The 16,863-nt window shown below is 68.9% G+C and carries 18 protein-coding genes and 2 tRNA genes; 13 read left to right on the forward strand and 7 right to left on the reverse strand.

The features are described from left to right. From V6M51_RS09500 to V6M51_RS09510, 3 genes are all read right to left on the reverse strand, one after another. A partial coding sequence (locus V6M51_RS09500; protein ID WP_332766972.1) for a GTP-binding protein occupies positions 1 to 132 on the reverse strand: 132 nt, incomplete at its 3' end. 29 nt (positions 133 to 161) lie between these two features. Beyond that, positions 162 to 235, reverse strand: a tRNA-Gly gene (locus tag V6M51_RS09505). Between the two features lie 51 nt (positions 236 to 286). Further along, positions 287 to 372: transfer RNA gene (locus tag V6M51_RS09510), tRNA-Tyr, on the reverse strand. A gap of 92 nt (positions 373 to 464) precedes the next feature. Here V6M51_RS09510 and rlmB point away from each other — a divergent pair. The 6 genes from rlmB (at position 465) to V6M51_RS09540 (ending at position 5,510) form a co-directional block, all read left to right on the forward strand. Continuing rightward, positions 465 to 1,262, forward strand: a complete 798-nt coding sequence (gene rlmB, locus V6M51_RS09515; protein WP_332766635.1) for a 23S rRNA (guanosine(2251)-2'-O)-methyltransferase RlmB — start codon at positions 465 to 467, stop codon at positions 1,260 to 1,262. A gap of 71 nt (positions 1,263 to 1,333) precedes the next feature. Continuing rightward, the gene (locus tag V6M51_RS09520) at positions 1,334 to 2,059 is read left to right on the forward strand and encodes a TerC family protein (protein ID WP_332766636.1); all 726 of its coding nucleotides are present in this window, start codon (positions 1,334 to 1,336) and stop codon (positions 2,057 to 2,059) included. A gap of 43 nt (positions 2,060 to 2,102) precedes the next feature. Then, positions 2,103 to 3,035 carry a nucleoside hydrolase gene (locus tag V6M51_RS09525; RefSeq protein ID WP_332766637.1) on the forward strand — a complete coding sequence of 311 codons (933 nt, stop codon included), beginning with the start codon at positions 2,103 to 2,105 and terminating at the stop codon, positions 3,033 to 3,035. Then, a complete protein-coding gene (locus V6M51_RS09530) occupies positions 3,032 to 3,880 on the forward strand; it encodes a ribokinase (RefSeq protein WP_332766638.1) in 849 nt (282 codons plus the stop codon). The genes V6M51_RS09525 and V6M51_RS09530 overlap by 4 nt, the downstream gene beginning before the upstream one ends. Continuing rightward, entirely contained in the window at positions 3,877 to 4,800 is a 924-nt protein-coding gene (locus V6M51_RS09535; protein ID WP_332766640.1) for an isopenicillin N synthase family dioxygenase, read from the forward strand. The genes V6M51_RS09530 and V6M51_RS09535 overlap by 4 nt, the downstream gene beginning before the upstream one ends. Beyond that, positions 4,797 to 5,510: an EcsC family protein gene (locus V6M51_RS09540; protein WP_332766642.1), complete on the forward strand. Its 714-nt coding sequence runs from the start codon at positions 4,797 to 4,799 to the stop codon at positions 5,508 to 5,510. The genes V6M51_RS09535 and V6M51_RS09540 overlap by 4 nt, the downstream gene beginning before the upstream one ends. Before the next feature lie 59 nt (positions 5,511 to 5,569). Here the strand turns inward: V6M51_RS09540 and V6M51_RS09545 are convergent, their stop codons facing one another. Both V6M51_RS09545 and V6M51_RS09550 read right to left on the reverse strand, forming a co-directional pair. Further along, positions 5,570 to 6,658, reverse strand: coding sequence for an NADH:flavin oxidoreductase (locus V6M51_RS09545; protein ID WP_332766644.1), 1,089 nt, complete (start codon positions 6,656 to 6,658; stop codon positions 5,570 to 5,572). A gap of 20 nt (positions 6,659 to 6,678) precedes the next feature. Continuing rightward, complete coding sequence (locus V6M51_RS09550; protein WP_332766646.1) at positions 6,679 to 6,981, reverse strand: ArsR/SmtB family transcription factor; 303 nt, start codon at positions 6,979 to 6,981, stop codon at positions 6,679 to 6,681. 65 nt (positions 6,982 to 7,046) lie between these two features. Between V6M51_RS09550 and V6M51_RS09555 the strand changes: the two genes are divergently transcribed. Together V6M51_RS09555 and V6M51_RS09560 are read left to right on the forward strand one after the other, a co-directional pair. Next, on the forward strand, positions 7,047 to 7,910 hold the full coding sequence (locus V6M51_RS09555) for a PhzF family phenazine biosynthesis protein (RefSeq protein ID WP_332766648.1): 864 nt from the start codon (positions 7,047 to 7,049) through the stop codon (positions 7,908 to 7,910). A gap of 5 nt (positions 7,911 to 7,915) precedes the next feature. Further along, positions 7,916 to 8,830 (forward strand): DMT family transporter, encoded by a 915-nt coding sequence (locus V6M51_RS09560; RefSeq protein ID WP_332766650.1) that lies wholly within the window; start codon positions 7,916 to 7,918, stop codon positions 8,828 to 8,830. A 126-nt stretch (positions 8,831 to 8,956) separates the two neighbouring features. Here the strand turns inward: V6M51_RS09560 and metG are convergent, their stop codons facing one another. After that, positions 8,957 to 10,762: a methionine--tRNA ligase gene (gene metG, locus V6M51_RS09565; protein WP_332766651.1), complete on the reverse strand. Its 1,806-nt coding sequence runs from the start codon at positions 10,760 to 10,762 to the stop codon at positions 8,957 to 8,959. 189 nt (positions 10,763 to 10,951) lie between these two features. Between metG and V6M51_RS09570 the strand changes: the two genes are divergently transcribed. The 5 genes from V6M51_RS09570 to V6M51_RS09590 all read left to right on the forward strand — a co-directional run bounded on the left by V6M51_RS09570 (position 10,952) and on the right by V6M51_RS09590 (position 15,379). Next, on the forward strand, positions 10,952 to 11,359 hold the full coding sequence (locus V6M51_RS09570) for a DUF1761 domain-containing protein (RefSeq protein ID WP_332701233.1): 408 nt from the start codon (positions 10,952 to 10,954) through the stop codon (positions 11,357 to 11,359). A 75-nt stretch (positions 11,360 to 11,434) separates the two neighbouring features. Then, positions 11,435 to 12,538 (forward strand): polyamine ABC transporter substrate-binding protein, encoded by a 1,104-nt coding sequence (locus V6M51_RS09575; RefSeq protein ID WP_332766652.1) that lies wholly within the window; start codon positions 11,435 to 11,437, stop codon positions 12,536 to 12,538. Then, positions 12,535 to 13,698, forward strand: coding sequence for an ABC transporter ATP-binding protein (locus tag V6M51_RS09580; RefSeq protein ID WP_332766654.1), 1,164 nt, complete (start codon positions 12,535 to 12,537; stop codon positions 13,696 to 13,698). Before V6M51_RS09575 ends, V6M51_RS09580 begins: the two co-directional genes overlap by 4 nt. Beyond that, positions 13,695 to 14,594, forward strand: a complete 900-nt coding sequence (locus V6M51_RS09585; protein ID WP_332766656.1) for an ABC transporter permease — start codon at positions 13,695 to 13,697, stop codon at positions 14,592 to 14,594. Before V6M51_RS09580 ends, V6M51_RS09585 begins: the two co-directional genes overlap by 4 nt. Beyond that, on the forward strand, positions 14,591 to 15,379 hold the full coding sequence (locus V6M51_RS09590; protein ID WP_332766658.1) for an ABC transporter permease: 789 nt from the start codon (positions 14,591 to 14,593) through the stop codon (positions 15,377 to 15,379). The genes V6M51_RS09585 and V6M51_RS09590 overlap by 4 nt, the downstream gene beginning before the upstream one ends. On the opposite strand, the gene V6M51_RS09595 is transcribed toward V6M51_RS09590, so the two are convergent. After that, positions 15,376 to 16,788, reverse strand: a complete 1,413-nt coding sequence (locus V6M51_RS09595) for an amidase (RefSeq protein WP_332766660.1) — start codon at positions 16,786 to 16,788, stop codon at positions 15,376 to 15,378. The two genes, V6M51_RS09590 and V6M51_RS09595, sit on opposite strands and share 4 nt — an antisense overlap. Positions 16,789 to 16,863: the final 75 nt, after the last annotated feature.

The following is a 16,863-nucleotide window of genomic DNA, read 5'->3' on the forward strand; positions in this document are numbered from 1 at the left end:
CGACTTGGCCCCGCCCGTCTTCGCCAGCGTAAACGTGATCGCCGCCGTCAGCGTCGTCTTGCCATGGTCAACGTGACCAATCGTGCCGATGTTGCAATGCGGCTTGTTGCGTTCGAACTTTTCCTTGGCCATCGGGGTCCTGCCGGCGTTTGAGGTTTAGTTGGAGCGGGTAGCGGGAATCGAACCCGCATATTCAGCTTGGAAGGCTGCTGCACTACCATTGTGCTATACCCGCCGAAGATGCGCGGCGTCGCGCCAGTCTCCTTGAACAGTTCGCTCCGAGGCGTGGTGGGGGAAGTAGGACTCGAACCTACGAAGGCGTACGCCAGGGGATTTACAGTCCCCCCCCTTTGCCACTCGGGACATTCCCCCAGCGCGCTCGGAACCATATCGAAAGCCTGGACAAAAGTTCCGTCGCGTGAGCGAAGGAACCGTCCGGCCCCCAATTTGGAGCGCGTCTTATAGTGTCCTCATCCCGCGAACGCAACGCGCCCTGGAAGGCTGGCAAAAAGGGCGGTCCCAGACCCTTCAACCGCAAGCCCGACAACGTCTCGGACGACTGGCTGTGGGGCTGGCACGCCGTCAGCGCGGCCCTGGGCAACACCGCCCGGGAGCATCCGATGCGCCTTCTGGCCACCGCGGAACGGGCCAAGGAGATCGAGCAGAGATTCGGCCGCCAGAAGATCCTGGAGATCCTCGACCCCCAGGCGATCGGCCATAACCTGCCCGCCGGGGCGGTCCACCAGGGGGTGGCGCTGCGCATTCCGCACCTCCAGGCCTGGGGCCTGGACGCCTTCGAACCCAAGCCTGGCGCCGTGCTGCTGATGCTGGACCAGGTGACCGATCCGCAGAACGTCGGCGCCATCCTGCGCTCGGCCGCGGCCTTCGGGGCGAGCGGCGTGATCTTGCAGGACCGCCATGCCCCCAAGCTGGCCGGGGCATTGGCCAAGGCCGCCGCCGGGGCCGTGGACACGATCCCCTCGGCGCGGGTGATCAATCTCTCGCGGGCCCTGGAAGAGCTGGCCGAGCTGGGCTGGCGGGCCGTGGGCCTGGCCGGCGGGGCGGACAAGACCCTGGAACAGGCGCTCGACGGAACCCCCACCGTGCTGGTGCTGGGCTCCGAGGGCGAGGGCCTGCGCCGGCTGGTGGCCGAGCACTGCGACGACCTTGCCCGGATCGACATGCCCGGCGGCTTCGAAAGCCTGAATGTGTCGGCCGCCGCCGCCGTCGCCCTGTACGAAGCCGCCCGTACCCGAAGCTAGGGCCTAGTTTTTCGCAACCGCCCGGCCATAGGCGGTTGCGGAGGCCGGCGCGCTGTCGCATTCAGGGCGCGATGTTGGAAACCCTATTCGCACCCGGCGCCTTCGCCGCCTTCCTTTCAGTCCTGATGATCGACCTGGTCCTGGCCGGCGACAACGCCGTGGCCGTGGGCCTGGCCGCCGCCGCCCTGCCGACCGATCAGCGCCGCAAGGCCATCCTCTGGGGCCTGGCCGCGGCGGTGACCATGCGGATCGGCTTCGCGCTGATCACCACCCAGCTGCTGGGCATTGTCGGCCTGCTGTTCGCGGGCGGCCTGCTGCTGCTCTGGGTCTGCTGGAAGATGTGGCGGGAGCTGAAGGAACAGGCCGAGCCCGAGGAGGCCGCCGCCGAGGCGGCCATGGACGACGACCCGTCGACCGAACCCTCCGCCGCCATGGCCGCCAAGCAGCCCAAGACCTTCAAGGCCGCCTTCATCCAGATCCTTGTCGCCGATGTCTCCATGTCGCTGGACAATGTCCTGGCGGTGGCCGGCGCGGCGCGCGAACACCCCGCCATCCTGGTGTTCGGCCTGCTGCTCTCCATCGCCCTGATGGGCATGGCCGCCAGCTTCATCGCCCGCCTGCTGCACCGCTATCGCTGGATCGGCTATGTGGGCCTGGCCATCGTGCTCTACGTGGCCCTGCACATGATGTGGGAGGGGCACCAGGACGTGGTGCGCGACCTGGGCCAGGCCGCGGCCTACAACGAGATCGTCCCCGATTTCATGGACATCAAGCCCAAGGCGCCCGCCGCCCACTAGCTTCGGCTTGCGGTGGGCCCCCGAATTCCTCGACAATGGGTCGGTGACAAAGCTCATCATCGATTGCGATCCGGGCGTCGACGACGCCGTCGCGCTCTTCCTGGCCTTCGCCTCGCGTGATCTCGAGATCCTCGCGGTGACCACGGTGGGAGGCAATGTCGGCGCGGACCTGACCGCCCGCAACGCCCGGATCATCCGCCAGATCGCCGGCCGCGAGGACGTGCCCGTCCACGCGGGTTCCCCACGGCCCCTCTTCCGCCCGCCGGTCGAGGCCGACCATTTCCACGGCGAATCCGGCCTGGGCGACCTCAAGGTGTTCGACCCCTCCGCGCCGCTCGCGTCGGGCCACGCCGCCGATGTCATCATCCAGACCCTGATGGCCCAGCCGGCCGGCAGCGTGACCCTGGCGGTCACCGGACCGATGACCAATGTGGCGCTCGCCTTCATCCGCGAGCCGGCGATCGTCGGCCGCCTGGCCCAGGTCGTGGTCATGGGCGGCGCCCGCACCGAGGGCGGCAACATCACCGCCTCGGCCGAGTACAACATCTATGCCGACCCGCACGCAGCCCAGGTGGTGTTCGCCTCGGGCTGCCGCTGCGTGGTCCTGGGCCTGGACGCCACCCATCAGGTGCGCGCCACCGCCGGACGGGTCGCCGCCCTCCGCGCCCTCGGCACGCCGGCGGCCCTGGCGGCGGCGCAGGTGATCGACTTCTCCAACGGCATCGAGCGCGACATCGTGGGCGGCAAGAGCGCGCCGCTGCACGACCCCTGCGTGATCGCCTACGTCCTTGCGCCCCAGCTATTCACCGCCCGGCCCTGCAGGCTGGAGGTCGAGACCGGCTCGGCCCTGACGCTGGGCCACACCGCCGTGGACTTTCGCCTGGACGATCCGGCCGCGGCCACGATCCAGTGGGTGACCGAGGTCGACGCCGACGGGGTCTTCGCGCTGCTGAACGAGCGGCTCGCCGGCCAATGACCGGCCCCGCCATCACCGTCGTCGGTTCGGTGAACCTGGACCTGGTCGCCACCGGCAAGGCCCTGCCGGCGCCGGGCGAGACGGTGACCGGCGCGGTGCTCGCGCGCCATCCCGGCGGCAAAGGCGCCAACCAGGCGCTTGCGGCCCAACGGCTGGGCGCGGCGGTCGCGCTCATCGCCCGGGTCGGGGAGGACGCCATGGCCGACGAGGCCCTGGCGCTGCTGGCGGCGGGCGGGGTCGATCTGTCCGGCGTCGCGCGAGACCCGCTGGCCCCCACCGGCGTCGCCCTGATCGCGGTCTCGGAGACCGGCGAGAACCAGATCGTGGTGGCGTCCGGCGCCAACGCCGCCTTTACGCCCGAGCGCCTGGGTCCGCTGCCGGCCGGGGCCCTGATCTGCCAATTGGAGATTCCGCTCGCCACCGTGGAGAAGGCGGTGGCCCAGGCTGAAGGCTTCGTCTGCCTGAACCTAGCCCCGGCCGCGGCGATCCCGGACGCCCTGTTCCAGCGCGCCGACCTGATCGTGGTCAATGAGACCGAGGCGGCGTTCTACGGCGACCAACTGCGGCAAGCGCGCGGCCTGGTGGCCTTGACCCTGGGCGGACGCGGCGCGGAGCTGCGACGCGGCGGCGAGCTACTGGCCTCGGCCAGTCCGCCCAAGGTCGAGGTGGTCGACACCACCGGCGCGGGCGACACCTTCGTGGCGGCGCTCACCCTCGCCCTGTTGGAGGCGCGCGCCTTGCAGGCCGCCCTGGCCTTCGCCTGCGCCGCCGGCGCGCTCGCCACCACTCGAGCCGGCGCCCAGCCCTCCCTGCCCCCGCGTTCCGAGGTCGAGGCCCTGCTATGACCCGCCACGTTCCCGAACTCAGCCTGAAGGCCTTCACCCATGGCGACGCCGCCGAGCGCGCCCGGTTCTCCGACGCCCTGATGGCGGGTCTTCAGGACTACGGCTTCGTCATCCTGAAGGACCACAACGTCCCGGTGGAGCTGCTGAACCGGGCCTATGGCCTGGCCGAACAGGTCTTCGCCCTGCCCGAAGCCGAAAAGCGCCGCCACGCCAAGGGCCTGCGCGGCTACACCCCGTTCGGGGTGGAGCACGCCAAGGACAATCCCCACGCCGATCTCAAGGAGTTCTGGCAGATCGGCCGCGAGCCGCGCCCGGACCTGGCCGAAGTGCTGCCGCCCAATGTCTGGCCCGATGGCGCGCCGGAATTCAAGGCGACCTTCTCGGCCCTGTTCGCCGGCCTGGACGAGACCGGCGCCCTGCTGCTGCGGGCGCTCGCCCCCAGGCTCGGCCTCGACGAGGGCTATTTCGATCCCCTGGTGGCCGATGGGACCTCGATCCTGCGGGTGCTGCACTATCCGCCGATCCCCGGCGACGCCGACCCCGAATGCGTCCGCTCCGCGGCCCACGAGGACATCAACTTCATCACCATCCTGGTGGCCGCCAAGGGGGCGGGCCTGCAGCTGCTGGACCGCGACGGAACCTGGCTGCCGGTGGAGACCGCCCAGAGCAATCTGATCGTCGATAGCGGCGACATGCTGCAGCGCCTGACCAACGGGGTGATCCCGTCCACAACCCACCGGGTGGTCAATCCCGAGGGGCCGAACGTCAGCCGCTATTCCATGCCGTTCTTCATGCACCCCACCTCGGCCACCTCTCTGGAGGTCCTGCCCTCCTGCGTCGGCGAGGGAGCGAAATATCCGCCGATCACCGCCGGCGCGTTCCTCGACGAGCGGCTGAAGGCTATCGGCCTGGCCAAATGAGCGAAGTCTACGAGGTCCAGGCCCGCGCCGAGCTGGCGGCCTGGAAGCGCAAGATCCTGAAGAAGCCGGGCGTCCTGGGCGAGGCCGCCCGCGCCGTCCAAGGCCGCATCAATCGCGCCATCCCGGAGAAGGTCCATGCGGTGATCACTGGGGTCATCGAGCAGATGACACGCGGGATCATGACCGGCTCCGACATCACCACGCCGGAACCGCTGATCGGCGCGGGCCTGGAGGAACGCGAGGCGCGGGTCCGCGAGAAGATCGCGCTCTACCGCACCACCGCGGCGGCCGAGGGCGGGGTCGCGGGGGCCGGAGGCTTCCTGCTGGCGGCGGTCGACTTCCCGGCCCTGATCGGGCTGAAGATCAAGCTGCTGTTCGACATCGCCGCCCTCTACGGCCACTACGGCGAGCGGCCGGCGGAACGGCTCTACATCCTGCAGATCTTCCAGCTGGCCTTTTCCAGCCCCGGCCACCGCCACGCCATCTACGACGCCATGACCCGGACCGGTTCGACGCCGGTCTCGCTGGAGGACTTCGACTGGCGGAAGTTCCAGCAGGAGTACCGCGACCACATCGACCTGGCCAAGCTCGCCCAGCTGATCCCGGTGATCGGCGCGCCGGTGGGCGCCATCGTCAACTTCGCCCTGGTCGACAAGCTGGGCGAGACCGCGATGAACGCCTATCGGATGCGCCGGTTCGAGGGTCGCTAACGTCCTTCTCCCCTTGCGGGAGAAGGTGGCAGGCGAAGCCTGACGGATGAGGGGGGCTCCTAGGCGTCCTGCGTCTCCTGCACGACGAAGCCCTTCCAGGTGTTCATGTAGTCGAGGAAGGCCGGGCCCAGGCCCTCGGCGCGCAGGTGCTCGCGGGTGACCGGCAGGGGGACGGGCCGGAAGGCGGCGTCGGCCGCCTGCTTCGGGAAATCGTGGTGCAGAATGGCCGCGCGGCCGATGATGACGAAGTCGGCGCCGGCCTCCAGGCAGGCCGCGGCCTCGGCCGGGGTGGTGATCTTGCCGGCCACGCCCAGGCGGACGGCGCCGCGCGGAAGGTCGGTGAAATAGGACATGAGGCTGGCGCCCTGGAAGGCCTCTTCCACCGGCTCCTTCCTGTGGTCCCACAGGGACATGTCCAGATAGTCGATCTTGCCCTCCGCCATCAGTTGGCGGGCCAGGTCGACGATGTCGGCGAGCTGCAGGCCGAAGCGTTCCGGCGACAGGCGCAGGCCGAGGTTGAAGTCCGGCCGGCAGCGGGCGCGCACGCCGTCGATGATCTCGTGGATGATCCGCGCCCGGTTCTCCGCCGAGCCGCCGTAACGGTCGGTGCGCTTGTTGATCTCCGGCGAGAGGAACTGGCAGAGCACATAGCCGTGGGCGCCGTGCAGCTCGACGCCGTCGAAACCCGCCTTCTCCGAGCGCACCGCCGCGGCGATGAAGTCCTCGATGAGCCCCGCGACCTCGGCCTCGGTGAGCGCGCGGGCGCCGAACTCCGCCTCGTCGGACGGACAGACCGGCGCCTCGCCGATCAGGTCCTTGGGCGAACGCATGCCGGCGTGGTGGAGCTGGACCACCGCGATGCTGCCGGCCGCCTTGATGGCGCTCGCCAGCCGGGTCAGGCCCTCCAGATGCTCGTCGCCGAACACCCCGAGCTGGCCCGGGAAGCCCTGGCCGATCCGCTGGACGTGGGCCGCGCAGGTCATGGTCAGGCCGAACCCGCCCTCAGCCCTCATGGTCAGCCACTTGAACTCGTCGTCCGACAGCCGCCCGTCGGGGTGGCTCTGCAGGTTGGTCAGGGGCGCCAGCATGAAGCGGTTCTTCATGGCCGGGCCGCGGGCGAAGGTCATCGGCTGGAACAGGTTGGGCAAGGCGGTCTCCTGGGAGGAATTCAAACGGCGGCCTCGATGGCCTTGGTCACTTCGGCGATGCGGACGTCGTTGCGGCGGTAAAACGTCCATTGCTTGATCTTGGTGGGCGTCACCAGGCCCGCCTGGATCAGGACGCGCATGTGTTCGCTGAGCGTCGGATGGCTGATGCCCAGTTTGTCGGCCAGATAGACGCCGCACACGCCGTCGGCGATCAGGTCGCCATGGATCTGGGGCGGGAAGTTCCCGACAGGGTCCTTCAGCCACTCCAGGATCTGCAGTCGCCGCTCGTTGGCGAGCGCGCGGAAGATGTCGGCCAATTCCATTTTGGGACTTTGCCAATCGACGAAGTTATGTCAAGCCTTGCCGCCTCCCAGCGACGGAATGTCCGATGCCCGCCTTTCCCTTCGTCACCCTCGACGTGTTCACCGACACCCGGTTCGGCGGCAATCCGCTGGCCGTCTTCACCGACGCCCGCGGCCTGACCGACGCCCAGATGCTGTCCCTGGCCGCGGAGATGAACCTGTCGGAGACCACCTTCATCCTGCCCGCCGAGGATGCCGCCAACACGGCGCGGGTGCGGATCTTCAACCGCACGGCCGAGATGCCCTTCGCCGGCCACCCGACCATCGGCACCGGCTGGGTGCTCTCCCAGATGGGTCGCGGGACGGACCTGCGCCTGGAAGTTCCCGCCGGCATCGTCGGGGTGACCGTGACCGAGCACGGCGCCACCATCGCCGCGCCCCAACCGCTCTCCCTGGGCGCCGAACTGCCGGTGGAGGTCGCCGCCGCCTGCGCCGGAATCGCGCCCTCCGACATCGTCACCACCGGCCATCGTCCGGTTGAGGCCACGGTCGGCGTCAACTTCATCTTCGCCGAGGTGACGGGCGGGGCCCTGACCCGCGCCGCGCCGGACCTGGCCGCGTTCCGCAAGGCGGGCGACGGCGACCCCGACTTCGGCGACCGGCTCTCCCTGCACCTCTACGCCCGCAACGGGCGGTCGATCCGGGCGCGCATGTTCGCTCCCAATTCCGGCACGGTCGAGGACCCGGCCACCGGCAGCGCCAACGCCACCCTGGCGGCGCTCCTGCTGTCGCTCTCCGGCGAGGCGAGCGGCGCCTGGGACATCGTCCAGGGCGTCGAGATGGGCCGTCCCTCGCGCCTGCGCGCCACCGCCCATCGCGCCGAGGACGGCGTTAGGGCCACGGTCGGCGGCGGCTGCGTCCCCGTCCTGCGCGGCGAAGCGACCCTCTGAGCGGCATGCGCAAGCCCCTCGACCTTCTGGCGGTCACCCTGATGATCGCCCTTTGCGTCTGCTGGGGCTTCACCCAGGTGGCCGTAAAGCTGATCGCCGACGACGTGACCCCGATGATGCAGATGGGCGTGCGCTCGGCCATCGCGGCGGTCGTCCTGGGCGCCATCACCTGGCGTCGCGACGGCGCGCGGATCTTCACCGACGGCACCCTGCCCTCCGGCCTGCTGGTGGGCTTCCTGTTCGCGGTGGAGTTCCTCTTCATCGCCCAGGGCCTGACGCTCACCAGCGCCTCGCACATGGTGGTGTTTATCTACAGCGCGCCAATCTTCTCGGCCCTGGGCCTGGCCCTGCGCTTCGCCGAGGAACGGCTGTCGGCTCTGCAATGGACGGGCGTGCTCATCGCCTTTGGCGGGATCGCGCTCTCGTTCCTGGGCGGCGGCGAGACGCTCGGCGCCACGATGCTGCTGGGCGACGCCTTCGGTCTACTGGCCGGCCTCGCCTGGGGCCTGACCACCGTGGCGATCCGCGGATCGAAGCTGTCTGACGCCCCGGCCGTGAAAACCCTATTCTACCAGGTGGCCTTCGCCGGCGTGGCGCTGATGGGCGTCGCGGCCTGGACGGGCGAGTTCCACGTCAACCTCACCTCGGAAGTCCTGCTGAACATGGGCTACCAGGCGGTCGTCGTGACCCTGATCAGCTACGTCGCCTGGTTCTGGCTGCTGACCAAGTACCTGGCCTCGCGCCTGTCGATCCTGTCGTTCCTGACCCCGCTGTTCGGGGTGATCTTCGGGGTGGCCGTGCTGAACGAGCCGCTGGAGCCGTCCTTCGTGGTCGGCGCCATCCTGGTCCTGGCCGGGGTGTCGCTGGTCAGCGGCGCGGAGCTGCTGCGCGACCGCTTCGCGCGCGCGGCCATCCCTTAACTCGTCATCCTCCGGTCGTCTGAAAGACGATCCGGGGGACCCAAGCTGACTCTCAGAGTGTGGCGGGCTCCGCTTGGGTTCCCCGGATCTCGCTTCGCGAGCCCGGGGGATGACGAAGGCTATGGGCTACTGTCCTTCCGCCCCGCCGAAGCGGGCGATCCAGTCGGCGACCTGTTCGTTCTCGACCTTCTTGAACAGCACCTCCGGCGCGGCGACCTTGCGGCCGGCGGGCAGGATGTCGAGGGCCGAGCTCCCCGTCGGCCAGGCGCCTGGGAACGGCTCGCCGACGGCGAGCGCGATCTTCTCCGCCGCGAAGGGGATGAAGGGCTCGGAGACCTTGGCGAACAGGGCGACCAGGTTGAGGCCGGTGCGTACGGCCGTGGCCGCCCGTTCCGGATCGGTCTTGATCGCCGTCCAGGGCGCGGCCTCGGTCAGGTACTGGTTGCCCAACACCCAGAGCTGGCGCAGCGACTGGCACGACTTCCTCATCTCGATGGCGTCGAGGTTCTCGGTCAGCTCGGCGAGCTTGGCGCTCACGTCGGCCTGGAGCTTGAGTTCGAGTTCGCCCGGCGCGCCGCCTTCAGGGACCACGCCCTCGAAGCGGGTCTCGGTGAACTTCAGGATGCGGTTGACGAAATTGCCGAGCACGTCGGCGAGGTCGGCGTTCACCTGGGCCTGGAACTGCTCCCAGACGAAGCTGGCGTCCGAACCCTCCGGGGTGTTGGCGGTGATCCACCAGCGCCAGTAGTCGGGCGCCAGCAACTCCAGGGCATGGTCCATGAACACCCCGCGCTGCTGCGAGGTCGAGAACCGGCCGCCATAATAGTCGAGCCAGTTGAAGCCCTTGAGCCGGTCGACCAGCTTCCAGGGGGCGTTGTTGGCCGGCCGCCAGGAGCCGTCGGCCTCCAGCCGCTCGTTGGAGCCGATCAGGGTGCAGGGGAAGCCCACGGTATGGAAGGGCACGTTATCCTTGCCCATGAACTGCACATAGGTGACGTCGGCCGCGGCGGGGCCGCGCCACCAGCGCTCCCAGTCCGAGTCCGGCGCCGGGCCCCTGCTCGCCTCGGCGGCCTGGGCGTCGGCCCACTCCCAGGTGGCGGCGATATATTCGATGGGGGCGTCGAACCAGACATAGAAGACCTTGCCGGCCAGGCCCTCGATGTCGGGCAGCTCGCCCTTGGGGTTGGAACCCCATTCGAAGGCGTTGACCGGCACGCCCCATTCCAAGTCGCGGGTGATGCCGCGGTCCTGCAGGCCTTCGTCCAGCCACTTGAGCGCGATGGAGGTGACCAGCAGAGGCCAATCGCCCTTCTTGCCGTCGATCCAGGCGCGCAGCTTGTCGGAGAACAGGCTCTGGCGCAGGAACAGGTGCTTGGAGTCGCGGATCTCGATGTCTTCCGAGCCCGAGATCGCCGAGCGTGGATTGATCAGGTCGGCGGGGTCCAGCACCCGGGTGCAGTTCTCGCACTGGTCGCCGCGCGCCGCGCCATAGCCGCAGTGCGGGCAGGTCCCGATCACGTAGCGGTCGGGCAGGAAGCGCTTGTCGAACTTCGAATAGACCTGCTGGGTGACCCGCTCCTCGATGAAGCCGGCCTCCCAGAGGCCCTGAGCCAAGCGCTGGGTCAGCCGGTGGTTCTGCGGCGAGGACGAGCGGCCGAAATGGTCCCAGGACAGACCGAACCTGCGGCCCAGGTCGTGCTGCACCTGATGCTGCTCGGCGCAGAAGCTGGCCGGGTCCTGGCCGGCCTCGGCGGCGGCCAGCTCGGTGGGGGTGCCGTGCTCGTCGGTGGCGCAGATATAGAGGGTCTCATTGCCCCGCGAGCGCTGGAACCGCGCATAGACGTCAGCCGGCAGCATGGAGCCCGCCAGAGTCCCCAGGTGCTTGATCCCGTTGATGTAGGGCAAGGCCGAGGTGATCAGGATGCGGGACATGGGGACTCTCGAAATGGGGAGGAGCGGCGGCTTATAGGGCGCCCCATCTGGTTCGCCAAAGCGCTCGCCGCAAGGCCCGATGCAATCGCCGCTGGTCTTTTAGATGGTTAAGCTTCAATCTGACCTTGCGGAAGGCGGCGCTTCGCCAACGAAAACAACAGGCTGCCTCCGAGGAAAAGGGAGAGACGCATGTTGAAAGGTGTCAATTGGATCGCCGTCCTGGTGGCGGTGGTCCTGCTCGAGGCCCTCGGCTATCTCTGGTACGGGCCGCTGTTCGGGGAACGGTGGATGGCCGCGTTGGGCAAGGAGCCCGACATGTCCAACACGGCCGTGACCATGAGCCTGGGCGTGGTCAATACGATCATCATCGTGCTGGGGCTGTCCTGGCTGCTGCGCCGCCTGGGCGCGGGTTCGCTCAACGCCGCCCTGATGGGCGCGCTGGCCGCCTGGTTCTTCTTCGATTTCACCACCATGGCCATCGACTATCTCTACATCCAGCTCAGCGCCGAACTGGTGCTGATCAACATGGGCTACCAGCTGGTCGCCTATCTAGTCGCCGGAGCCGTGATCGGGATCATCAAGCCGAAAGCGGCCTAGCCAACGGCCCCAGCGCCTTTCATTCGCGCCCGCGGCTCGCCTATAACGTCCCCTCCACCGGGGATGGAGAGCGGGATGCGGGGATGGGTGACGGCGCTGGGGCTCAGCGCGATGCTGGCCCTGGCGGGTTGCGGCCAGCAGGGCGGCGGCGACAAGCCGCAGACCCTCAAGATCTACAACTGGTCGGACTATATCGACCCGGCGATCCTGGCCGACTTCACCAAGGAGACGGGGATCAAGGTGGTCTACGACACCTTTGATTCCAACGAGATCCTCGAGACCAAGGTGCTGCAGGGCCAGACGGGCTACGACATCGTCACGCCCTCCAACCACAATGTGCCCCGCTATATCGCCGCCAAGGCCATCGCACCGCTGGACAAGGTCCGGCTGACGGGCGCCAAGAACCTGTGGCCCGACGTCATGGCCCACATGGCGCCCTTCGATCCGGGCGCGAAGTACGCGGTCCCCTACATGTGGGGCACCATCGGGATCGGCTACAATGTGGACGCCGTGGCCAAGCGCTTGCCCGGCGTGAAGATCGACAGCTGGGCGGTGGTGTTCGACCCCGAGAACCTCGCCAAGCTCAAGGACTGCGGCGTCTACTACCTGGACGCCTCGGAGGACATGTACGCGGTCGCGCTCAACTACCTGGGCAAGGACCCCAATTCCAAGGATCTGGCCGACTACCAGGCCGCCACCGACCTGATGGTCAAGGCCCGGCCCCATGTCCGCAAGTTCCACTCCTCGGAATATATCGAGGCCCTGGCCAACGGCGATATCTGCGTGGCGGTCGGCTATTCCGGCGACGTCCTGCAGGCCAGGGACCGCGCCGAGGAGGCCAAGAACGGGGTGAAGCTCGCCTATGTCATCCCCAGGGAAGGCAGCCAGGTCTGGTTCGACGTCTTCACCATCCCGATCGACGCGCCGAACCCCGACGCTGCTTACAAATTCCTCGACTACATGCTGCGGCCCGAGGTGATCGCTAAGGCGTCGAACTTCACCCAGTACGCCAACGCCAATGCGGCGGCGACCAAGCTGGTGGACCCCGAGGTGCGCGACAATCCCAACGTCTATCCCACCCCCGAGGTCTTCAAGCGGCTGTTCGTCACCAAGGACAAGGACCAGGCGTTGCTGCGGGAGGTGACGCGCATGTGGACCAAGGTCCAGACGGGGCAATGACCGAGCGCTCTCGCCCGCGCCTGAACATCGGCGCGGTCCGCTCGACCTTCGCGCCCTGGGCCGATCCGGCGGCCAAGCCGCTGGTGCGCTTCGAGAACGTGGTCAAGCGCTTCGACGGGGAGACCGCCGTGGCCGGGGTCTCGCTGGACATCTACGAAGGCGAGTTCTTCGCCCTGCTGGGCCCTTCGGGCTGCGGCAAGACCACCCTGATGCGGTTGCTGGCCGGGTTTGAGGACCCGGATGAGGGCCGCGTGACCCTGGCCGGCGAGGACCTGGCCGGACACCCGCCGCATCGGCGGCCGGTCAATATGATGTTCCAATCCTATGCCCTCTTCCCCCATCTCAGCGTCGAGAAGAACATCGCCTTCGGCCTGCGCCAGCAGGGTCTGGCCAAGGATGAGATCGCCGCCCGGACCGCCGAGATGCTGACCCTGGTGCGGCTGGAGGGCCTGGCGCGTCGGAAACCCCACCAGCTCTCAGGCGGCCAAAGGCAGAGGGTGGCCCTGGCCCGCGCCATCGCGCCGCGGCCCAAGATGCTGCTGCTGGACGAACCTTTGGCCGCCCTGGACAAGAAGCTGCGCGAGGAGACCCAGTGGGAGCTCATGGCCCTCCAGCAGAGCCTGGGCATGACCTTCCTGATCGTCACCCATGACCAGGAGGAGGCCATGGTCACCGCCGACCGCATCGCGGTGATGCGAGAGGGTCGGATCGTCCAGATCGGCCGTCCGGCGGAGGTCTATGAGGCGCCCAATTCCCGTTACGTGGCCGACTTCATCGGCGATGTGAATCTTTTCGAGGGCAAGGTGGAGCGCGCCGACGGACAGTCGGTGCGCCTCGCCAGCGACGAGGCGGAGGGCGGCTTCGAAGCCGTCGAGGACGATCGCCTGCCGCTGTCATCCACCGCCTGGCTCGCTGTGCGGCCCGAGAAGATCCAGGTGCATCTGGACGCCCCGCCGCCCGGCCCCAACCGGCTGTCCGGCAAGGTCGCCGACATCGGCTATCTGGGCGACTGGACCACCTATCTGGTCGAGCTGTCCAACGGGCGGACCCTGCGCGCCGCCCGCGCCAACGCCGCGCGGTTCGTCGAGCGGCCGGTGGACTGGGACGACCAGGTCTGGCTGACCTTCGCGCCGGACGCCGGCGTGGTGCTGACCCAATGAGCGTTCGGCGCGACAGGACGGGCCTGGCCGCGCTCGCGCCCTTCCTGTGGCTGGGTGTTTTCTTCCTGTTTCCGTTCCTGCTGGTGGCCAAGCTCTCGCTTTCGGACACCGCCCTGGCCATGCCGCCCTACGCGCCGCGGATGGACTGGGCCCAGGGATTGGCCGGGCTGCGGAGCTTCCTGGGCGCCCTGGACCTCGAAACCTACGCCCGGCTCACCTCGGACCACCTCTATCTGGTGAGCTATCTCTCCAGCCTGAAGTTCGCGGCGGCCGCCACCGCGATCCTGCTGCTGCTGGGCTATCCCATGGCCTACGCCATGGCCCGCTGCTCGCCGGCGGCGCGCCAAGCCCTGCTGATGGCGGTGATCCTGCCGTTCTGGACCAGCTTCCTGATCCGGGTCTATGCGCTGATCGGCATCCTCAAGCCCGAGGGCCTGCTCAACGCCGCCCTGGCCGCCGTCGGCCTGGGGCCGGTCGCCCTGCTGAACACCGACGCCGCCATCTATATCGGCCTGGTCTACGCCTACCTGCCCTTCATGGTCCTGCCGCTCTACGCGGTGCTGGAGCGCCAGCACCACGACCTGCTGGAGGCCGCCGCCGACCTGGGCTGCACGCCGCTGCAGGCCTTCTGGCGAGTGACCTTCCCCCTGTCCCTGCCCGGCGTCGGGGCGGGCGCCCTGCTCTGCTTCATCCCCATGGTCGGCGAGTTCGTGATCCCCGACCTGCTGGGCGGCTCGGGCACCCTGATGCTGGGCAAGACCATCTGGACGGAGTTCTTCGCCAACCGCGACTGGCCCGCCGCCTCGGCCGTGGCCATCGCCCTCCTGGCCACCCTGGTCATCCCCATCGCCCTCTACCAGCGCCAACAGGCGAAGCTGGTGGGACCGTCCCGATGAAGCGCGGGCTCACGGCGTTCAACCTCGTCTCGCTGCTGGTCGGGTTCGCCTTCCTCTACGTGCCGATCGTCCTGCTGGTGGTCTATTCGTTCAACGCCGGCCGGCTGGTGACGGTGTGGAGCGGCTTCTCCACCCGCTGGTACGCCGCGCTGTTCCGCGACGAACAGCTGTTGGACGCGGTCTGGGTGACCCTCCGGGTGGGGCTGGTCTCGGCGACCCTGGCGACGATCCTGGGGACCTTCGCGGCGGCGGCCCTGGTTCGCGCCGGGCGATTCAAGGGCCGGACCCTGTTCTCCAGCATGGTCTATGCGCCCCTGGTCATGCCAGAGGTCGTGCTGGGCCTGTCGCTGCTGTTGCTGTTCGTGGCCTTCGGCCTGCCGCGCGGCTTCTGGACGGTGGTGATCGGCCACGCCACGGTGACGCTCTGCTACGCCACGGTGGTGATCCAGGCCCGGCTCGCGGCCTTCGACCGCCAGCTGGAGGAGGCCGCCCAGGACCTGGGCTGCCCGCCCTTCAAGGCCTTCTTCCTGGTCACCCTGCCCAATATCGCCCCGGCGGTGGCCGCCGCCTGGATGCTGGCCTTCACACTGTCCCTGGACGACCTGGTGATCGCCAGCTTCACCTCCGGCCCCGGCGCCACCACCCTGCCCATGCGGATCTACAGCCAGGTGCGACTGGGGGTGAACCCGGAGATCAACGCCGTCTCCACCCTGCTGATCGGCCTGGTGGCCACAGGGGTGATCGCCGCCTACCTCATCCAGATGCGCAAACGCCAGGACGCCTAGAGCGGGGCCACGCGGTCGAACCACGGCCGCGCCTGCTCCAGTTGCCCGGCCAGGCGGAACAGGCCCGCCTCCTCCCCCATCCGGCCGACGAACTGGATGCCGATGGGCAGGCCGGCCGCGCTCCAGGCCAGGGGCACGGTCATGGCCGGCTGGCCGGTGTTGTTGAAAGCCTGGGTGTTGGGCATGAAGGCGAACAGCCGCGGGGTGTACTGGCGCAGCTCCTGCGTCAGCCAGCCGATGGGGATGGCCGGGCTGCCCAGGGTGGACAGCAGCAACACGTCATAGCGCTCGAACAGCCCCGCCACCGCCCGGCCATAGGCGTGGATCGCCGCCAGGCCGCGGACATAGGTCGATCCCGCCACGCCCTTGCCGCGCTGGTACATGGCCCAGGTCAGCAGCTCGACCTCGTCCTCGGCGATGGGCCGGCCGCGCCGGTCGCCCTCGGCTTCCAGCGTGGCGGCGATACTGGCGCCGATCACATCGCCGGCCGCCTGCTGCATGGCCGCCAGATCGCCCGGCACGGTCACTTCCTCGACCACGTGTCCCAGGCCCTCGCAGAGCCGCGCGGCGTCTAGCACGGCCGCCTTGCATTCCGGGTCCAGGGCGTCCGAGGCTAGGGCCGCGGTGGTGAAGCCGATGGCCAGCTTGCCCGGCTCGCGCCCGACCTCGCCGGCGAAGGGCCGTTCCGGGGCGCTGAGGAAATAGGGATCGCCCGGCTGCGGTCGGCACACCGCGTCCAGCAGGACGGCGGAATCGCGCACCGAACGGGTCACCGCGTGCTGGATCGATGCCCCGCCCCAGCCCTCGCCCATCGGCGCGAAGGAGACCCGGCCGCGCGAGGGTTTCATGCCGAACAGGCCGCAGGCCGAGGCCGGGGTGCGGATCGAGCCGCCGCCGTCGCTGGCGTGGGCCGCGGGCACGATCCCCGCCGCCACCGCCGAGGCCGCCCCGCCCGACGAGCCGCCCGGCGTTCGCGACACGTCCCAGGGGTTGCGGCAAGGCCCCAGCAGGGCCGGCTCGGTCACCGGCATCAGTCCGAATTCCGGGGTGTTGGTCTTGCCGAAAATCACCAGCCCCGCCTGCTTGTAGGACGTGACGATGGCGCTATCGGCGGTCGCCAGCTGGTCCTTGAACACCGCCGAGCCGGAGCTGGTGGCCGATCCCGCCAGCTGGGCGCCCAGGTCCTTGAGCAGGAAGGGCACGCCCGATAGCGGCCCGGGGGTCGGATCGCGCTTCACCTCCGCCCGGCCCCATTCGGTGAGGTCCATGGTCACGGCGTTGACCGCCGGATTGACCTCCGCCATCCGCGTCACGGCGGTCTCCAAGAGCTCGGAGGCGCTCACCTCGCCCTTGGCGACCAGCCCGGCCAGGCCGACAGCGTCATGCTTGCGATAGTCCTCGAACTTCATGGCGGTCCTCCCGGCGTTTTGGCCAAGGGACCACAGCCGAGGCGCGGGGCCAACGCGGACCTTGCGTCACCCTAG

The organism is Phenylobacterium sp. (genome assembly GCF_036677185.1).
Lineage (GTDB): Bacteria > Pseudomonadota > Alphaproteobacteria > Caulobacterales > Caulobacteraceae > Phenylobacterium.